Raw genomic sequence first — 15,737 nt, 5'->3', positions numbered from 1 at the left:
AGGGGAGGAGAGGGCGAAAAAAGGCGGGGAAAGTTCCCCGCCCGGCGTGTGATGTGGTAGTGGTTTTATTATGCAGCTTCAACTTTACGAACTTTTTCCGGCAGCTTTACCGGCTTTGTCGCCAGCTCCTCTGGCGCAAAGTCGTCGACGTTAATGCTGCGCAGACGGCTATGCTCTGCACGGGTAAGAATGGCGGCCTCATCCTGACTGATTAATCCTTTGGCCAGCGCGTTGTGGGCCAGCTCATCCAGACGGGTGAACGGCAGATTTTTACCCAACTCTTTGCAGATCCGCTGGTGGATAGGATCGGCCGCCATCACTTCCAGCAGGGCCTCTTCCAGCAGGCCTACCGGGTTATGCTCGCTCGGCGTCAGATACTGACCGCGGCCGATGCGGGAGCGCGTGGCGCTGGGCACCTGCAGAATTTTGGCGACCTGGTGGTCCAGCCTATCCGACGGCGCATGATGATGACGGCCGGTCGGGAAGATGACCAGGCGCATTACGCCTGCCACCAGACGGTTCGGGAAATTGTCCAACAGATCGTCAATGGCTTGCTCGGCCTGGTGCAGCGCGTCCTGTACCCCCCAGTGAACCAGCGGCAGATCGGCTTCATTGCGTCCTTCATCGTCATAGCGTTTCAGCACCGCCGAGGCCAGATACAGCTGGCTTAACACATCCCCCAGACGGGCGGAGATACGTTCGCGTCGCTTGAGGCTGCCGCCGAGCACCGCCATTGAGACGTCTGACAGCAGTGCCAGGTTGGCGCTCAGACGATTCATTTGCTGATAGTAGCGACGGGTGGCGTCACGGGTCGGCGCGCTGCTGGTGCGCCCGCCGGTCAGGCCCAGCCAGAAACTCCGCACTTTATTACTGCCGACATGGCCGATGTGTTTGAACAGCAGCTTGTCATAAGCGTTCAGGTCATTATTCTGCGCGGCGGCCATCTCCTCCAGTACGTACGGATGGCAGCGAATCGCCCCCTGACCGAAGATCATCATGCTGCGGGTCAGAATGTTTGCGCCTTCCACGGTGATGGCGATAGGCGCGCCCTGATAGGCCCGGGCGAGGAAGTTGCCTTCGCCCAGCATAATGCCTTTCCCGCCGGTAATATCCATCGCGTCGATAATGGAGCGCTGGCCGCGGTGGGTGCAGTGATATTTCACGATAGCGGACAGCACTGCAGGTTTCTCGCCGAGCATGATGCCGTAGGTGATCAGCGACGCCGCAGCGTCCATCACATAGGCGTTACCGGCGATACGCGCCAGCGCCTCTTCAATCCCTTCCATTTTGCCGATGGAGATTTTGAACTGGCGGCGAATATGGGCGTAAGCGCCAGTCGCCATGGCAACGGATTTCAGACCACCGGTGGCGTTGGACGGCAGAGTAATACCGCGGCCGACCGATAGACATTCAACCAACATGCGCCAGCCCTGACCGGCCATGCTTGGGCCGCCGATGATGTAATCGATAGGCACGAAGATATCTTTGCCGCGGGTTGGACCGTTCTGGAACGGCACATTCAGCGGGAAGTGGCGACGGCCGATTTCCACGCCCGGGGTGGAGGTGGGGATCAGCGCGCAGGTGATACCCAGCTCTTCTTCTCCGCCCAGCAAACGATCCGGGTCAGAGAGTTTGAAAGCCAGCCCCAGCACGGTGGCGATAGGCGCCAGCGTGATATAACGTTTGTTCCAGGTCAGGCGCATCCCCAGCACCTGTTGACCCTGCCAGTCGCCCATGCACACCACGCCGGTATCCGGGATGGCGCCGGCGTCAGAGCCCGCTTCCGGGCTGGTGAGAGCGAAGCAAGGGATTTCCAGGCCGCGTGCCAGACGCGGCAGATAATGATTCTTCTGTTCTTCGGTACCGTAATGCTGCAGCAGTTCGCCCGGGCCCAGCGAGTTCGGGACGCCGACGGTGATCGCCAGGATGCCGGAGACGCCAGAGAGTTTCTGCAGTACTCGTGCCTGAGCGTAAGCGGAAAACTCAAGTCCGCCATACTCTTTCTTAATAATCATCGCGAAGAAGCGGTGCTCTTTCAGATAGGCCCACAGCTCCGGCGGCAAATCGGCCATTTCGTGGGTGATGGCGAAGTCGTTAGCCATCCGGCAGGCTTCTTCAACTGGGCCGTCGAGGAAAGCTTGCTCTTCGGCGGTCAGCCGCGGCTGCGGATAGTTATGTAACTTTTGCCAGTCAGGATTGCCGCGAAACAGATCGCCTTCCCACCAGGTGGTGCCGGCGTCGATGGCTTCTTTTTCCGTGCGCGACATCGGCGGCATCACCTTGCGGAATGTGCGAAACGCCGGTGCGGAAATCATGGATTTACGCATAGGCGCAAAGTTAAACGGCAACAGTATGATCGCCAGCGGCAGCAGCAGCCAGATATTCCACACTCCGGCCGCGCCGAGCGCCGCGGTCCAGGCGAGCAAAATCACGCTGCTGAGCAGCAGGCTGACCCGGTGATAGAAGAGCGCGCCGAGTAAAACGACGGTTGCAACAATACTCAAAATCATCATAGAGAAATGCTCCCTGATCTTGTAGGAGGTCTGACCACTTGTGATGTATTGGTTGTAGTGCATGCGTTTTTATTTAGCAATGTGTTTACAAAATAATTACAACCTTGCTCACATTGTTGTATGCAAAAGCGGCACATAAAATCAAAAGAGCGAGGGATAACGCTGCCTGCTGCTTCTCGCTTCGACGGCTATCCGGTACACTGCCGGGGTTATTCCACTCATACTGAAGGATTATCCTCATGTACCAGGATCTTATTCGTAACGAACTGAACGAAGCCGCGGAAACGCTGGCTAACTTTCTGCAGGACGAAGCCAATATCCATGCTATCCAGCGTGCCGCTGTCCTGCTGGCGGATAGCTTTAAGGCGGGTGGGAAAGTGCTGTCCTGCGGTAACGGCGGTTCCCATTGCGATGCGATGCATTTTGCGGAAGAGCTGACCGGACGTTATCGCGAAAACCGCCCGGGTTACCCGGCCATCGCGATCTCCGACGTCAGCCACCTCTCCTGCGTGAGCAATGATTTTGGCTATGAGTATGTGTTCTCCCGCTACGTTGAATCCGTTGGCCGCGCAGGCGATGTGCTGCTCGGTATCTCCACGTCTGGCAACTCCGGCAACGTGATTAAGGCCATTGAGGCCGCGCGGGCGCAGGGGATGAAAGTGATCACCCTGACCGGTAAAGACGGCGGTAAAATGGCCGGTAGCGCTGATGTTGAAATTCGCGTGCCGCACTTTGGCTACGCCGACCGCATCCAGGAGATCCATATCAAAGTGATCCACATTCTGATTATGCTGATCGAAAAAGAGATGGCGAAAGGCTAACAGGCAGGTGAGTGTGTACTGTTGACGGTGGCCTCGCTCCGGCGCCGTCGTGATTTGTGAGGGTGAGGTGATCTATGTGCGAACTGCTCGGGATGAGCGCCAATGTGCCAACCGATATCTGTTTTAGCTTTACCGGGCTGGTGCAGCGCGGCGGCGGGACGGGGCCGCATAAAGACGGCTGGGGCATCACCTTCTATGAAGGTAAAGGCTGTCGCACATTCAAGGATCCCCAGCCGAGCTTTCAGTCGCCGATCGCGAAACTGGTTCAGGATTACCCCATTAAGTCCTGTTCCGTCGTCGCCCATATTCGTCAGGCCAACCGCGGGAGGGTGGCCCTGGAGAACACCCATCCCTTCACCCGCGAACTGTGGGGGCGCAACTGGACCTATGCGCACAATGGGCAGCTAAAAGGCTATAAGTCGCTGAAAACCGGTAATTTTCATCCGGTAGGTGAAACCGACAGTGAAAAAGCGTTTTGCTGGCTGCTGCACCGTTTAACCGAGCGCTATCCGCGCACGCCGGGCAATATGCTGGGCGTTTTCAAGTATATCGCCACCCTCGCGGGTGAACTACGTGAGAAAGGGGTGTTCAACATGCTGCTGTCGGACGGGCGCTACGTAATGGCGTTCTGCTCGACCAATCTGCACTGGATCACCCGGCGAGCGCCGTTCGGCGTGGCAAAACTGCTGGACCAGGATGTGGAGATCGACTTTCAACGCGAGACCACACCCAACGATGTGGTCACGGTTATCGCCACGCAGCCGCTGACGGCCAATGAAACCTGGCATAAGATCATGCCAGGCGAGTGGGCGTTATTTTGTCTCGGGGAGCGTGTAGTTTGAGGCCAGCTGCGGCTGGACAACCTCGTGGCTGAGCGGCTTGCTCACCACATAGCGGCCGTCGGTCACTGATACGACCGGCGGTTTGTGGGTCTGCTGGAAATAGTCATAGCCAGGCTTGAGCTGTTTCCAGAAATCCGCGTAGTAGGAGTATTTGTGGCGTTCCATGTTGGCGTTGGTCATGCGGAACGGATAGATACTCACCTGCACGCTTGGCTGGCCGAAGACTAAAGCGCCGGTCACGAACTGGAAGATCTCATCGATACCGCTGTCGGTCATGGCGTAGCAGCCGACTGAGACGCAGTCGCCGTGGATCATCAGGTATTTCCCTTCATAACCATGGGCGCGATCGTAGGCGTTCGGGAAGCCGATGTTTATCGCTTTATAGAAGCGGCTGTCGGGTTTGAGCTGGCTGCGGGTGACGTTATAGAACCCTTCCGGACTCTTGAAATCGCCCTGGCGCTGTTTCGGACCGAGGCCACCGGAGTAGTTGCAGATCCGGTAGCTGTCGAGGAGCTGGTAGGTTTCACCCATTTTGACGTAAAGGTCGAGCATGCGCTCTTCTTTAAAGATCTCAATGTAAACCGGTGAACCCATTAATTGCTGCTTATATTCTTTGCTTACCGGCGTCGTCGGGCTGTTGCTGCTGAGCAGCCCGGCAAATGACACGCACGGCAACAGAAGCATCGCAATAAATAATGCGATTTTGCGCATACTGCTTGTTCCTTGATAAAACAAAATAGCCACATTGCCAGGACGGCAAGAGAGACCCGAAATCAGAGTTTTCTGGATTTAGAGCGCTCACATTAGCATCACGGCATTTTTTCGCAAGGGCGACGTGGCGGCGTTTACAAATCAGCCTCACTTTATACCCTGCCAGCGACGAAAACACAGTGAGAACTTTGCGCAATAGCTCGCATTTTAGAAGCACTTATCGCCCCTTGCGCTACAGCCGCCGCTCACGAAATGTTACACTTGCGCCGGTTCATCATCAGAGTAAGAAAGTATGCTTCTCTTCCGTCCTGAGCGCTACTGGCGCCGTTTCGCCCTTTCTTCTCTGCCATTCTGTCAATAAGCTGGCCCTGACCTGCGTCGGGGTTGAGGTTACGGATACCTGCTAACGATATGATTAAAATCACGAAAGGGCTGGATTTGCCCATAGCTGGCATGCCATTACAGCAGATTTCTCCCGCGCCAGCGGTGAAGCGCGTCGCGCTACTCGGCGAAGAGTACGTTGGCATGCGTCCCGCGATGGCGGTTAAAGAAGGCGATCGGGTCAAAAAAGGTCAGATCCTGTTCGAAGATAAAAAGATCCCTGGCGTCTGCTTTACCGCCCCGGCGAGCGGGATCGTCAGCGCGATCCACCGCGGCGAACGGCGCGTGTTGCAGTCGGTGGTGATTGATATCGAGGGCAATGACGCGGTGGCGTTTACCCGTTACGCCGCGGACGCGCTGGCCGAACTGCCGCGCGACACCGTACAGCAGCAGCTGCTGGCGTCGGGCCAATGGACGGCGCTGCGTACCCGACCGTTCAGCAAAACGCCGCTCCCGGGGAGCACGCCCGCCGCTATCTTTGTTAACGCCATGGACACCAATCCGCTGGCGGCGGAGCCGCAGCCGATTATTCTGGCCGAACGTGCCGCCTTCGACGCCGGTCTTACCGTGCTCACGCGCTTGACCGACGGGAAAGTGCACGTCTGCCAGCCCAGCGGCGGCAAGCTGGGCGGTCATCCTCTCGGCCAGGTCTGTTTCAATCAGTTCAGCGGGCCGCACCCGGCGGGGCTGCCGGGAACGCATATTCACTTTCTGGAGCCGGTGAGCCTGAATAAGCAGGTCTGGCACCTCAATTATCAGGACGCGATCGCCATTGGTAAGCTTTTCCTCGACGGGGAGCTCTACTGCGAACGGATAATTGCGCTCGGCGGCCCGCAGGTAACATCTCCGCGGCTGGTCAAAACGACGCTCGGCGCCAGCCTGGAGGATCTGCTGGCAGGTGAGTTGCAGGAGGGGGAAAACAGGGTCATTTCCGGCTCGGTGCTTAGCGGCGCCCGCGCCCATGGCCCTCACGCCTTCCTGGGGCGCTTCCATCTGCAGGTGAGCGTGGTCAAAGAAGGGCGGGAAAAAGAGCTCTTCGGCTGGGTGATGCCGGGCAAAGAGAAATTCTCGATTACCCGCACCACGCTGGGCCATTTCTTCAAGCGCAAGCGCTTTCATTTTTCCACCGATACCAACGGCGGCGAGCGGGCGATGGTGCCGATCGGCAACTACGAGCGGGTGATGCCTCTGGATATCCTGCCGACCATACTGCTGCGCGATCTGCTGGCCGGAGACACCGACAGCGCTCAGGCGCTGGGCTGTCTGGAGCTGGATGAAGAAGATCTGGCGCTGTGCACCTATGTTTGCCCTGGAAAGTATGAATATGGCCCGGCGCTGCGCAGCGTGTTAACCCGGATTGAGCAGGAAGGATAAGAGATGGGCTTAAAGCACCTGATTGAGAAACTTGAGCCGCATTTCACGCATGGCGGCAAGCTGGAAAAATATTACCCGCTGTATGAGGCGGCGGCGACCATCTTCTACACGCCGGGCCAGGTAACCCGCGGCGCGGCGCACGTGCGCGACGCCATCGACCTGAAGCGGATGATGATCCTCGTGTGGTTTGCCGTATTCCCGGCGATGTTCTGGGGCATGTACAACGTTGGGCTGCAGACCATTCCGGCGCTGCACAAGCTATACGGCGCCGAACAGCTGCAGCAGGCGATCGCCAACAACTGGCACTACAGCGTCGCCCAGTGGTTAGGGGTGAGCTTCAGTGCCGACGCCGGCTGGCTGAGCATGATGACCCTGGGCGCGGTCTTCTTCCTGCCGATCTATATCACCGTTTTTATCGTCGGCGGCTTCTGGGAAGTGCTGTTCGCGATTGTGCGCAAGCATGAGATTAACGAAGGTTTTTTCGTTACCTCTATTCTCTTCGCGCTGATTGTGCCGCCCACGCTGCCGCTGTGGCAGGCGGCGCTGGGGATCTCCTTCGGCGTGGTGATCGCCAAAGAGATTTTCGGCGGCACCGGGCGCAACTTCCTCAACCCGGCTCTGGCGGGGCGCGCGTTCCTGTTCTTCGCCTATCCGGCGCAGATTTCCGGCGACCTCGTATGGACCGCGGCGGACGGTTTCTCCGGCGCCACGCCGCTCTCCCAGTGGGCCAGCGGCGGCGGTGAAGCGCTGGTGAACGTGGCGACTGGCGTGCCGGTGAGCTGGATGGATGCCTTCCTCGGCAATATTCCCGGCTCAATTGGCGAAGTGTCAACGCTGATGATCTTCATCGGCGGGGCGATCATCCTCTTTGGCCGCGTCGCGTCCTGGCGCATCGTCGCCGGGGTAATGATCGGCATGATCGCCACCGCCACCCTGTTTAACGTTATCGGCTCCGACACCAACCCGATGTTCGCTATGCCATGGTACTGGCATCTGGTGCTCGGCGGTTTCGCCTTCGGGATGATGTTTATGGCGACGGACCCGGTATCCGCCTCGTTTACCGATAAAGGGAAATGGAGTTACGGCGTGCTGATCGGCGTGATGTGCGTGCTGATCCGCGTGGTGAACCCGGCTTATCCGGAAGGGATGATGCTGGCGATCCTCTTCGCCAACCTCTTCGCACCGCTGTTCGATTATCTGGTGGTGCAGGCCAATATTAAGCGGAGGAAGTCGCGTGGCTGAGAAGAAAAGTAACGATAGCATCGGCAAAACGCTGCTGGTGGTGCTGGTGCTTTGTCTGGTCTGCTCCATCGTGGTGGCGGGCTCGGCCGTGGGGCTGAAATCCCGCCAGCAGGCGCAGCGGGCGTTGGATAAGCAGCGCAATATCCTGGCAGTGTCAGGGCTGATGCACCCCGGTATGGATGCGGATGCGGTAGCGGACACCTTCGCGGCGCGCATTACCCCGCGACTGGTGAATCTGGCCACCGGCGAACTGCTGGAGAAAGACCCGGGTAAATTTAATCAGGCTCAGGCGCTGAAGGATCCGCAGCAGAGTATGGCCCTGGATGCCAGTCAGGATCCGGCTGGTATAAAGCGACGCAGTAATCTGGCGGAAATTTACCTGGTGCGCGACGCGCAGCAGAAGATTGAGCAGGTGGTGCTGCCCATTTATGGCAACGGCCTGTGGTCGATGATGTATGCCTTCGTGGCGCTGGACGTCGATGGCCGCACGGTAAAAGGCATTACTTACTACGATCAGGGCGAAACGCCGGGGCTGGGCGGCGAGGTGGAAAACCCGAACTGGCGCCAGCAGTTTGTCGGCAAGCAGGTGCTGGATGACAACGGTATGCCGGCGCTGAAGGTGGTGAAAGGCGGCGCGCGCGCAGGCGATCTCCACGCGGTTGACGGTTTATCCGGCGCCACGCTGACGTCCAATGGCGTACAGCATAGCTTTGATTTCTGGATGGGCGAACTGGGCTTTGGTCCGTTCCTGAAAAAGGTTCGTGAGGGAGAGCTGAATAATGGCTGAACAGAGCGATATGAAAGAGGTGAAGCGCGTGCTGGTGGGGCCGCTCATCGCCAATAACCCCATCGCCCTGCAGGTGCTGGGCGTCTGCTCCGCACTGGCGGTAACCACCAAACTGGAAACCGCCTTCGTGATGACCATTGCGGTGACCCTGGTGACGGCGTTCTCCAGCATGTTTATCTCGATGATCCGCCACCATATTCCCAATAGCGTGCGCATCATCGTGCAGATGGCGATCATCGCCTCGCTGGTGATCGTGGTGGATCAGCTGCTGCGGGCTTTCGCCTATGAGACCTCCAAACAGCTGTCGGTATTCGTCGGGCTTATCATCACCAACTGCATCGTGATGGGCCGCGCCGAAGCCTACGCCATGAAGTCGCCGCCGCTGGCGAGCTTTATGGATGGTATTGGCAACGGTCTCGGCTATGGCGCGATCCTAATTATCGTCGGCTTCCTGCGCGAGCTTATCGGTAGCGGCAAGCTGTTCGGTATCACGGTGCTGGAAACGGTGCAGAACGGCGGCTGGTATCAGCCGAACGGCCTGTTCCTGCTGGCGCCGAGCGCGTTCTTCATTATCGGTTTGCTGATCTGGGCCCTGCGTAGCTGGAAGCCTGAGCAGCAGGAAAAGGAGTAATCGGTGATGGCTCATTACATCAGCCTGTTTGTCCGCGCGGTGTTCGTTGAGAACATGGCGCTGGCCTTCTTCCTCGGGATGTGCACCTTTCTTGCGGTGTCGAAAAAGGTCTCCACCGCCTTCGGCCTCGGCGTCGCGGTGACGGTAGTGCTGGGGCTTGCCGTGCCAATCAATAACCTGGTCTATAACCTGGTGCTGCGCGACGGCGCGCTGGTTGAGGGGGTGGATCTCAGCTTTCTTAACTTCATCACCTTTATCGGAGTGATCGCCGCGCTGGTGCAGATCCTCGAGATGATCCTCGATAAGTATTTTCCGGCACTGTACAACGCGCTGGGCATCTTCCTGCCGCTGATTGCGGTTAACTGTGCGATTTTCGGCGGCGTGTCGTTCATGGTGCAGCGCGATTACAACTTCCCGGAGTCCATCGTCTACGGCTTCGGCTCCGGCATTGGCTGGATGCTGGCGATCGTGGCGATGGCGGGGATCCGCGAAAAAATGAAGTACGCCAACGTGCCTGCCGGTTTGCGCGGGTTAGGGATCACCTTTATCACCACCGGACTAATGGCGCTGGGCTTTATGTCCTTCTCCGGCGTGCAGCTATAAGGGCGAATAAGTATGGAAATTATTCTTGGCGTCGTGATGTTCACGCTGATTGTGCTGGTGCTGTCGGGGCTTATCCTGGCAGCGCGCTCAAAGCTGGTGAACGCGGGCGACGTGGTTATTGAGATCAATAACGAAGCGGATAAACAGATCCGCACCCCTGCGGGTGACAAACTGCTGAACACGCTGTCCAGCAACGGGATCTTCGTCTCCTCCGCCTGCGGCGGCGGCGGCTCCTGCGGCCAGTGTCGGGTAACTGTTAAAGAGGGCGGCGGGGATATCCTGCCGACCGAGCTTTCGCATATTACCAAGCGGGATGCCAAAGCCGGTTGCCGTCTGGCCTGTCAGGTGGCGGTGAAGCAGAACATGAAGATTGAACTGCCGGAAGAGATTTTCGGCGTCAAAAAATGGGAGTGTGAAGTTATCTCTAACGATAACAAAGCCACTTTCATTAAAGAGCTCAAGCTGCGGATCCCGGAGGGGGAGGTGGTGCCGTTTCGCGCCGGGGGCTATATTCAGATTGAATGCCCGCCGCATAAAGTGGCCTATGCAGATTTTGATGTTCCCGATGAATACCGTTCAGACTGGGATAAGTTCAACCTGTTTCGCTATGTCTCTGAGGTGAAAGAGCCGACCCTGCGCGCCTACTCAATGGCTAACTATCCGGAAGAGAAGGGCATCATTATGCTCAATGTGCGCATCGCGACGCCGCCGCCGAAGGTCCCGGATGCGCCGCCGGGGATCATGTCATCCTATATCTGGTCGCTGAAGCCGGGCGATAAGGTGACGATTTCCGGGCCGTTTGGCGAGTTCTTTGCTAAAGAAACCGACGCCGAGATGGTGTTTATCGGCGGCGGCGCCGGGATGGCGCCGATGCGTTCGCATATTTTCGACCAGCTCAAGCGCCTGCACAGCACGCGCAAAATCAGCTTCTGGTACGGCGCCCGTTCGCTGCGCGAAATGTTCTACGATGAGGAGTTTGAACAGCTGGCGCGCGACAATCCAAACTTTACCTTCCACGTCGCGCTCTCCGATCCGCTGCCGGAAGATAACTGGACCGGGCATACCGGCTTTATCCATAACGTTCTGTACGAGAACTATCTACGCGATCACCCGGCGCCGGAAGACTGCGAGTTCTACATGTGTGGGCCGCCGGTAATGAACGCCGCGGTAATTAAGATGCTCAAAGATCTGGGCGTCGAGGACGAGAATATTCTCCTCGACGACTTTGGAGGCTGACGATGCTGACGGTATTTATCGCGACCTTTGTGATTTTTGCGCTGGTGATCTTCGGCATGTCGCTGGGCTACCTGGTGAAGCGCAAGAGCATCCAGGGCAGCTGCGGTGGGATCTCCGCGCTGGGGCTGGAGAAAGTCTGCGATTGTCCGGAACCGTGCGACGCGCGTAAAAAGCGCCTCGCCCGCGAGGCGCAGCGTCAGCAGCGGCGTATTTTGTAATGCCCGGCGGCGCTGCGCATGCCGGACCTGCTGCTTCAGTTTTGTAGGCCGGGTAAGGCGCCAGCCGCCACCCGGCATAAAGCGGCTCCGTGCCCGGCGGCGCTGCGCTTGCCGGGGCTGCTGCTTCGGTTTTGTAGGCCGGGTAAGGCGCCAGCTGCCACCCGGCAACAACATGCCAGCAATGTGAGGCCGCTTTCGCGGCCTTTTTAGCCGTTGACTCCCTTACTGCCAGCTTTTCGCCTGCGCCGGAGAATCCACCATCACCCCGTCGGCGCCCAGTTCTATCGCCATGCGGTAGTCTTCCGCACTGTTGATGCCGAAGAAGATAATGTGCGCTTTATCCTGCGAGCGGAAGCAATCCATTGCCTCTTTATCCCAGGTGAGCGTCGCCGGGGAGATCCCTTCGCCAAGGGTGAATTTCTCCACCACCTCGACTTTGCGCTTCAGCTCCAGGCCATACCACTGCTCACCATCGCGTTGACTCGCTGGCTGGCACTGATGGCTGAGCGAAATATTGGCAAGCCTGGTGCGGGTTTCACTGCGAGTGACAAAGCGAGGGATGGCTGACGGCAGGGCGGCGATATAGCGGTCTTCGGTGGAATAGACCCGCACGCGATCGAGGCTATCGGTGGTTTTTAACACTTCAAGCAGGCGCTGGCCCATCACGGTCGGATCGGCATCCGGAGATTTGATATCGATATAGAAAAAAGTGTGCGGCCATTGCTGTAAAACGCTTTGCAAGGTCGGAATGGTGGCCTGCTTACCACGCCACGGGTGGCTGTCATCCCCCCATTTCCAGCCGGCGTCGACTTTCGCCAGCTCGGCGGCGGTCAAACTGGAAACTTTGCCCTCGCTATTGGTCAATGCGGAAAGATCGCTTGACCGGTAGAGCATCGGTACGCCGTCGCGGCTTAACTGCACCGTGACCCAGATGGCTTCGGCGTTATTCTCCAGCGCCAGCTTAATGGCCGGCAGGGTATTTTCCGGCGCATCGCCGGTGCCGCCGCGGTGGGCTATCAGCTGTGGAGCGGCCCAGGCGCCGGCGGTGGCCAGCAGGCAAAGCGCGGTAAGTATTTTCTTCATGATTATATCTTCCTGATTTATCTTTTAACTCAATGAAAATAAACATAATTTATTGCAGTTTTATGTTTTAACCGCTTTTTTAGCCGATGAAATAAAAAAAGCATAAAATTCGCATCTGTTTTTGCTATGCTGTATGGGTATACAGTGTTGAGTCTGACGATGCGTAAAATTATCCATGTCGATATGGACTGTTTCTTTGCGGCGGTGGAGATGCGCGACAACCCAGCGTTGCGCGATATTCCCCTCGCGATAGGCGGCAGTCGGGTACAACGTGGCGTGATTAGTACCGCGAACTATCCTGCGCGTAAGTTTGGCGTGCGCAGCGCCATGCCGACGGCGACGGCGCTCAAGCTGTGCCCGCACCTCACGCTGCTTCCTGGCCGCTTTGATGCCTACAAAGAAGCCTCGAACCATATCCGCGAAATTTTCTCCCGCTATACCTCGCGCATTGAGCCGCTGTCGCTGGATGAAGCCTATCTTGACGTCAGCGACAGCGAGCATTGTCACGGGTCAGCCACCCTGATAGCCCAGGAGATCCGCCAGACCATCGAACGGGAGCTGCGCCTCACCGCCTCGGCGGGGGTGGCGCCGGTGAAGTTTCTCGCTAAAATCGCTTCAGATATGAATAAACCCAACGGCCAGTTCGTTATCGCTCCCCATCAGGTGGCAGAGTTTGTGCGGGCGCTGCCGCTGGCGAAAATACCCGGCGTCGGGAAGGTATCGGCAGCGAAGCTGGAAAATATGGGCCTGCGAACCTGTGGCGATGTGCAGAACAGCGATCTGGCCATGCTGCTTAAGCGCTTCGGTAAATTCGGGCGTATTCTGTGGGAGCGCAGCCACGGGATTGATGAGCGGGAAATTCATAACGATCGGCAGCGTAAATCGGTGGGCGTGGAGCGCACCTTAGCGGAAGATATACATGAATGGCCGGAGTGCGAAGCGATTATCGAAAACCTCTATCCCGAGCTGGAGAGGCGACTGGCGAAGGTCAAACCTGATCTGCTGATCGCCCGCCAGGGCATTAAACTGAAATTCAATGATTTCCAGCTGACCACCCAGGAGCACGTCTGGCCGCGGCTGAACAAAGAGGATCTGATCGCCACCGCGCACAAAGCCTGGGATGAGCGCCGCGGCGGACGGGGCGTGCGCCTGGTTGGGCTCCACGTGACGTTGCTCGATCCGCAGCTGGAAAGGCAGCTTTTATTAGGGATTTAGCCATGCATATTCGTGCTTACCGCGACAGCGATTTGCCACTGCTCTGCCAGATCTTTCTGCGCGCGGTGCGGGAAACCGCCAGTCGGGACTATACCCCGGGGCAGATCGCGGCCTGGGCGCAGGTGGATGAGACGCGCTGGCGACAAAAGCTGGCCGACTCAATCGGCCTGGTGGCCGTGGTCAACAGCCAGCCGGTTGGCTTTATCACCGCCATCGGGACGCATATCGATTTGCTGTTCGTCTCGCCGGATCGTGCCCGCCAGGGTATCGGCGGCGCGCTTATCGAGGCGCTCTGCGTTCAGTATCCAGCGCAAATCCTGACGGTGGACGCCAGCATTACCGCAAAGCCCTGTTTTACGGCCCATGGTTTTAAGGTGGTGGCTGAGCAACGGGTGGCGGCGCGCGGGGAGTGGTTTATTAATTACCGGATGGAAAAACGCGTGGCGCTAAGGTGATGCGGGGTAAAACCGGCGGCGGGCCGCCGCCGGTTGTGGGGCTTATTTAGCCGGAATGGCTTTCAGCAGCTCGGTCAGCAGCGTCCAGTACTGACCGACGCTCTCGATATGGACCTGCTCATCCGGGGAGTGCGGACCGGTAATGGTTGGCCCGATGGAGACCATGTCCATCTCCGGATACGGTTTTTTGAACAGACCGCATTCCAGACCGGCGTGAATGATCTGGATGTTCGGCGTCTTGTTGAACAGACGCTGGTAAGTCTCGCGTACCAGGTGCATCACCGGCGAATTGGCGTCCGGTTGCCAGCCAGGGTAAGCGCCTTTGGCTTCGGTTTTCGCCCCCGCCAGCTTACCCAGAGAATCCAGCATGCTGACCACGTAGTCTTTGCCGCTGTCGATCAGCGAGCGGATCAGGCAGTGGATCTGTACGTTGTCATCGGTCATGGTGACGACGCCGACGTTCAGCGAAGTTTCCACTACGCCTTTCGCCACGTCAGAGTTGCGGATAACCCCGTTCGGCGTGGCGTTCAGCAGACGGATGAAAGTGTCGCGGGAAGCCTGAGTCAGCGCCGCTTTGTCGTTATCGACCGCTTCCACGAGCACCACCAGGTTCTTCTCTTTGGCCTCCAGCTCGTTTTTCAGCAGCGCCTGGTAAGTATTCACCAGCGCTTTCAGCGCATCGGCTTTATCCGCGGCGACGGCGACAGTAGCGTAAGCTTCACGCGGGATGGCGTTGCGCAACGTGCCGCCGTTGAAATCGACCAGACGCAGATCCAGCTCATCGGCGTGGCCGGCGAGGAAGCGCGACAGCAGCTTGTTGGCGTTACCCAGACCAAGGTGAATATCACCGCCGGAGTGGCCGCCTTTCAGCCCTTTTAAGGTGACTTTAAAGCTCTGGAACCCGGCGGGAATCGCTTCGCGGGTCAGCGCCAGGTTAGAGGTGAAATCGATCCCGCCGGCGCAACCCATGTAGATTTCGCCTTCTTCTTCGGAGTCGGTGTTGATCAGGATATCGGCCTGTAGCCAGTTGGCCTGCAGACCGAACGCGCCGTCCATGCCGGCTTCTTCGGTCATGGTCAGCAGCACTTCCAGCGGGCCGTGAGCGACGCTATCATCGGCCAGTACCGCCAGTGCGGACGCCATTCCGATACCGTTGTCCGCGCCCAGCGTGGTGCCGCGCGCTTTCACCCATTCGCCGTCAATGTACGGCTGGATCGGATCTTTAACGAAGTCGTGGACGGTGTCGTTATTTTTCTGCGGCACCATATCGAGGTGCGCCTGCAGCGCTACCGGCTTACGGTTTTCCATACCGGCAGTCGCGCCTTTACGAATCAGAATGTTGCCAACCTGGTCGCGTTCCGCATGTAAGCCTTTTTCTTTTGCCCAACCCATAATATGCTCGGCGAGCTGTTCTTCGTGATAGGACGGGTGCGGGATGGAGCAAATCTTGGCAAAAATATCCCAAAGCGGCTGCGGGGATAGTTGAGACAGTTCAGACACGGTAAGTCTCCTTACAGACTCCTGCATACAGCGGTTGCAGGACGAGGGTTAGCGTTAAAATACACAACAAGCCCGGGCTTGCGCGATGGGGTTGAGAATACCACTTTCCACCGCCGCAGGTAGTG

The 15,737-nt window shown here is 58.0% G+C and carries 15 protein-coding genes; 11 read left to right on the top strand and 4 right to left on the bottom strand.

The genetic code is table 11. The annotated features are described in order from the left end of the window. Window positions 1-68: 68 nt before the first annotated feature. Window positions 69-2,513 (bottom strand): acyl-CoA dehydrogenase FadE, encoded by a 2,445-nt coding sequence (gene fadE, locus KB890_RS09460; RefSeq protein ID WP_002889690.1) that lies wholly within the window; start codon window positions 2,511-2,513, stop codon window positions 69-71. Between the two features lie 239 nt (window positions 2,514-2,752). Here fadE and lpcA point away from each other — a divergent pair, with 239 nt between their 5' ends. Beyond that, window positions 2,753-3,334, top strand: coding sequence for a D-sedoheptulose 7-phosphate isomerase (gene lpcA / locus KB890_RS09455; RefSeq protein ID WP_004145825.1), 582 nt, complete (start codon window positions 2,753-2,755; stop codon window positions 3,332-3,334). Between the two features lie 74 nt (window positions 3,335-3,408). Further along, complete coding sequence (locus KB890_RS09450; protein WP_002889696.1) at window positions 3,409-4,176, top strand: class II glutamine amidotransferase; 768 nt, start codon at window positions 3,409-3,411, stop codon at window positions 4,174-4,176. On the opposite strand, the gene dpaA is transcribed toward KB890_RS09450, so the two are convergent. Next, window positions 4,147-4,887, bottom strand: coding sequence for a peptidoglycan meso-diaminopimelic acid protein amidase (gene dpaA, locus KB890_RS09445; RefSeq protein ID WP_002889699.1), 741 nt, complete (start codon window positions 4,885-4,887; stop codon window positions 4,147-4,149). The genes KB890_RS09450 and dpaA overlap by 30 nt on opposite strands. 411 nt (window positions 4,888-5,298) lie before the next feature. On the opposite strand from dpaA, the gene KB890_RS09440 reads away from it, so the two are divergent. Genes KB890_RS09440 through nqrM form a run of 7 tightly spaced genes read left to right on the top strand, consistent with a single transcriptional unit; the run spans window position 5,299 to window position 11,359 of the window. Further along, window positions 5,299-6,642: a Na(+)-translocating NADH-quinone reductase subunit A gene (locus tag KB890_RS09440; protein ID WP_002889702.1), complete on the top strand. Its 1,344-nt coding sequence runs from the start codon at window positions 5,299-5,301 to the stop codon at window positions 6,640-6,642. 3 nt (window positions 6,643-6,645) lie between these two features. Further along, on the top strand, window positions 6,646-7,884 hold the full coding sequence (locus KB890_RS09435) for an NADH:ubiquinone reductase (Na(+)-transporting) subunit B (protein ID WP_004147186.1): 1,239 nt from the start codon (window positions 6,646-6,648) through the stop codon (window positions 7,882-7,884). After that, window positions 7,877-8,671 carry a Na(+)-translocating NADH-quinone reductase subunit C gene (locus tag KB890_RS09430; protein WP_004177336.1) on the top strand — a complete coding sequence of 265 codons (795 nt, stop codon included), beginning with the start codon at window positions 7,877-7,879 and terminating at the stop codon, window positions 8,669-8,671. Before KB890_RS09435 ends, KB890_RS09430 begins: the two co-directional genes overlap by 8 nt. Next, on the top strand, window positions 8,664-9,302 hold the full coding sequence (locus KB890_RS09425; protein ID WP_002889716.1) for an NADH:ubiquinone reductase (Na(+)-transporting) subunit D: 639 nt from the start codon (window positions 8,664-8,666) through the stop codon (window positions 9,300-9,302). The genes KB890_RS09430 and KB890_RS09425 overlap by 8 nt, the downstream gene beginning before the upstream one ends. A gap of 6 nt (window positions 9,303-9,308) precedes the next feature. Further along, the gene (nqrE, locus tag KB890_RS09420) at window positions 9,309-9,905 is read left to right on the top strand and encodes an NADH:ubiquinone reductase (Na(+)-transporting) subunit E (RefSeq protein ID WP_004177335.1); all 597 of its coding nucleotides are present in this window, start codon (window positions 9,309-9,311) and stop codon (window positions 9,903-9,905) included. A 12-nt stretch (window positions 9,906-9,917) separates the two neighbouring features. Then, a complete protein-coding gene (gene nqrF, locus KB890_RS09415) occupies window positions 9,918-11,141 on the top strand; it encodes an NADH:ubiquinone reductase (Na(+)-transporting) subunit F (RefSeq protein WP_002889720.1) in 1,224 nt (407 codons plus the stop codon). 2 nt (window positions 11,142-11,143) lie between these two features. Then, complete coding sequence (gene nqrM, locus KB890_RS09410; RefSeq protein ID WP_004178678.1) at window positions 11,144-11,359, top strand: (Na+)-NQR maturation NqrM; 216 nt, start codon at window positions 11,144-11,146, stop codon at window positions 11,357-11,359. Window positions 11,360-11,581: 222 nt separating this feature from the next. Here the strand turns inward: nqrM and KB890_RS09405 are convergent, their stop codons facing one another. Then, window positions 11,582-12,442, bottom strand: a complete 861-nt coding sequence (locus KB890_RS09405; protein ID WP_004178680.1) for a glycerophosphodiester phosphodiesterase family protein — start codon at window positions 12,440-12,442, stop codon at window positions 11,582-11,584. A 159-nt stretch (window positions 12,443-12,601) separates the two neighbouring features. Between KB890_RS09405 and dinB the strand changes: the two genes are divergently transcribed. Together dinB and KB890_RS09395 are read left to right on the top strand one after the other, a co-directional pair. Beyond that, window positions 12,602-13,657: a DNA polymerase IV gene (gene dinB, locus KB890_RS09400; RefSeq protein ID WP_002889726.1), complete on the top strand. Its 1,056-nt coding sequence runs from the start codon at window positions 12,602-12,604 to the stop codon at window positions 13,655-13,657. A gap of 2 nt (window positions 13,658-13,659) precedes the next feature. Further along, on the top strand, window positions 13,660-14,112 hold the full coding sequence (locus tag KB890_RS09395; RefSeq protein WP_002889727.1) for a GNAT family N-acetyltransferase: 453 nt from the start codon (window positions 13,660-13,662) through the stop codon (window positions 14,110-14,112). A gap of 42 nt (window positions 14,113-14,154) precedes the next feature. Here KB890_RS09395 and pepD read toward each other — a convergent pair whose 3' ends face one another. Next, on the bottom strand, window positions 14,155-15,612 hold the full coding sequence (gene pepD / locus KB890_RS09390) for a cytosol nonspecific dipeptidase (protein WP_004152033.1): 1,458 nt from the start codon (window positions 15,610-15,612) through the stop codon (window positions 14,155-14,157). Between the last annotated feature and the right edge of the window lie 125 nt (window positions 15,613-15,737).

This window comes from Klebsiella sp. P1954, from assembly GCF_018199955.1.
Taxonomy (GTDB): Bacteria; Pseudomonadota; Gammaproteobacteria; order Enterobacterales; family Enterobacteriaceae; genus Klebsiella; species Klebsiella pneumoniae.
Note: the sequence above shows the minus strand (reverse complement) of the source record. Positions and strands in the feature narration are given on the sequence as shown.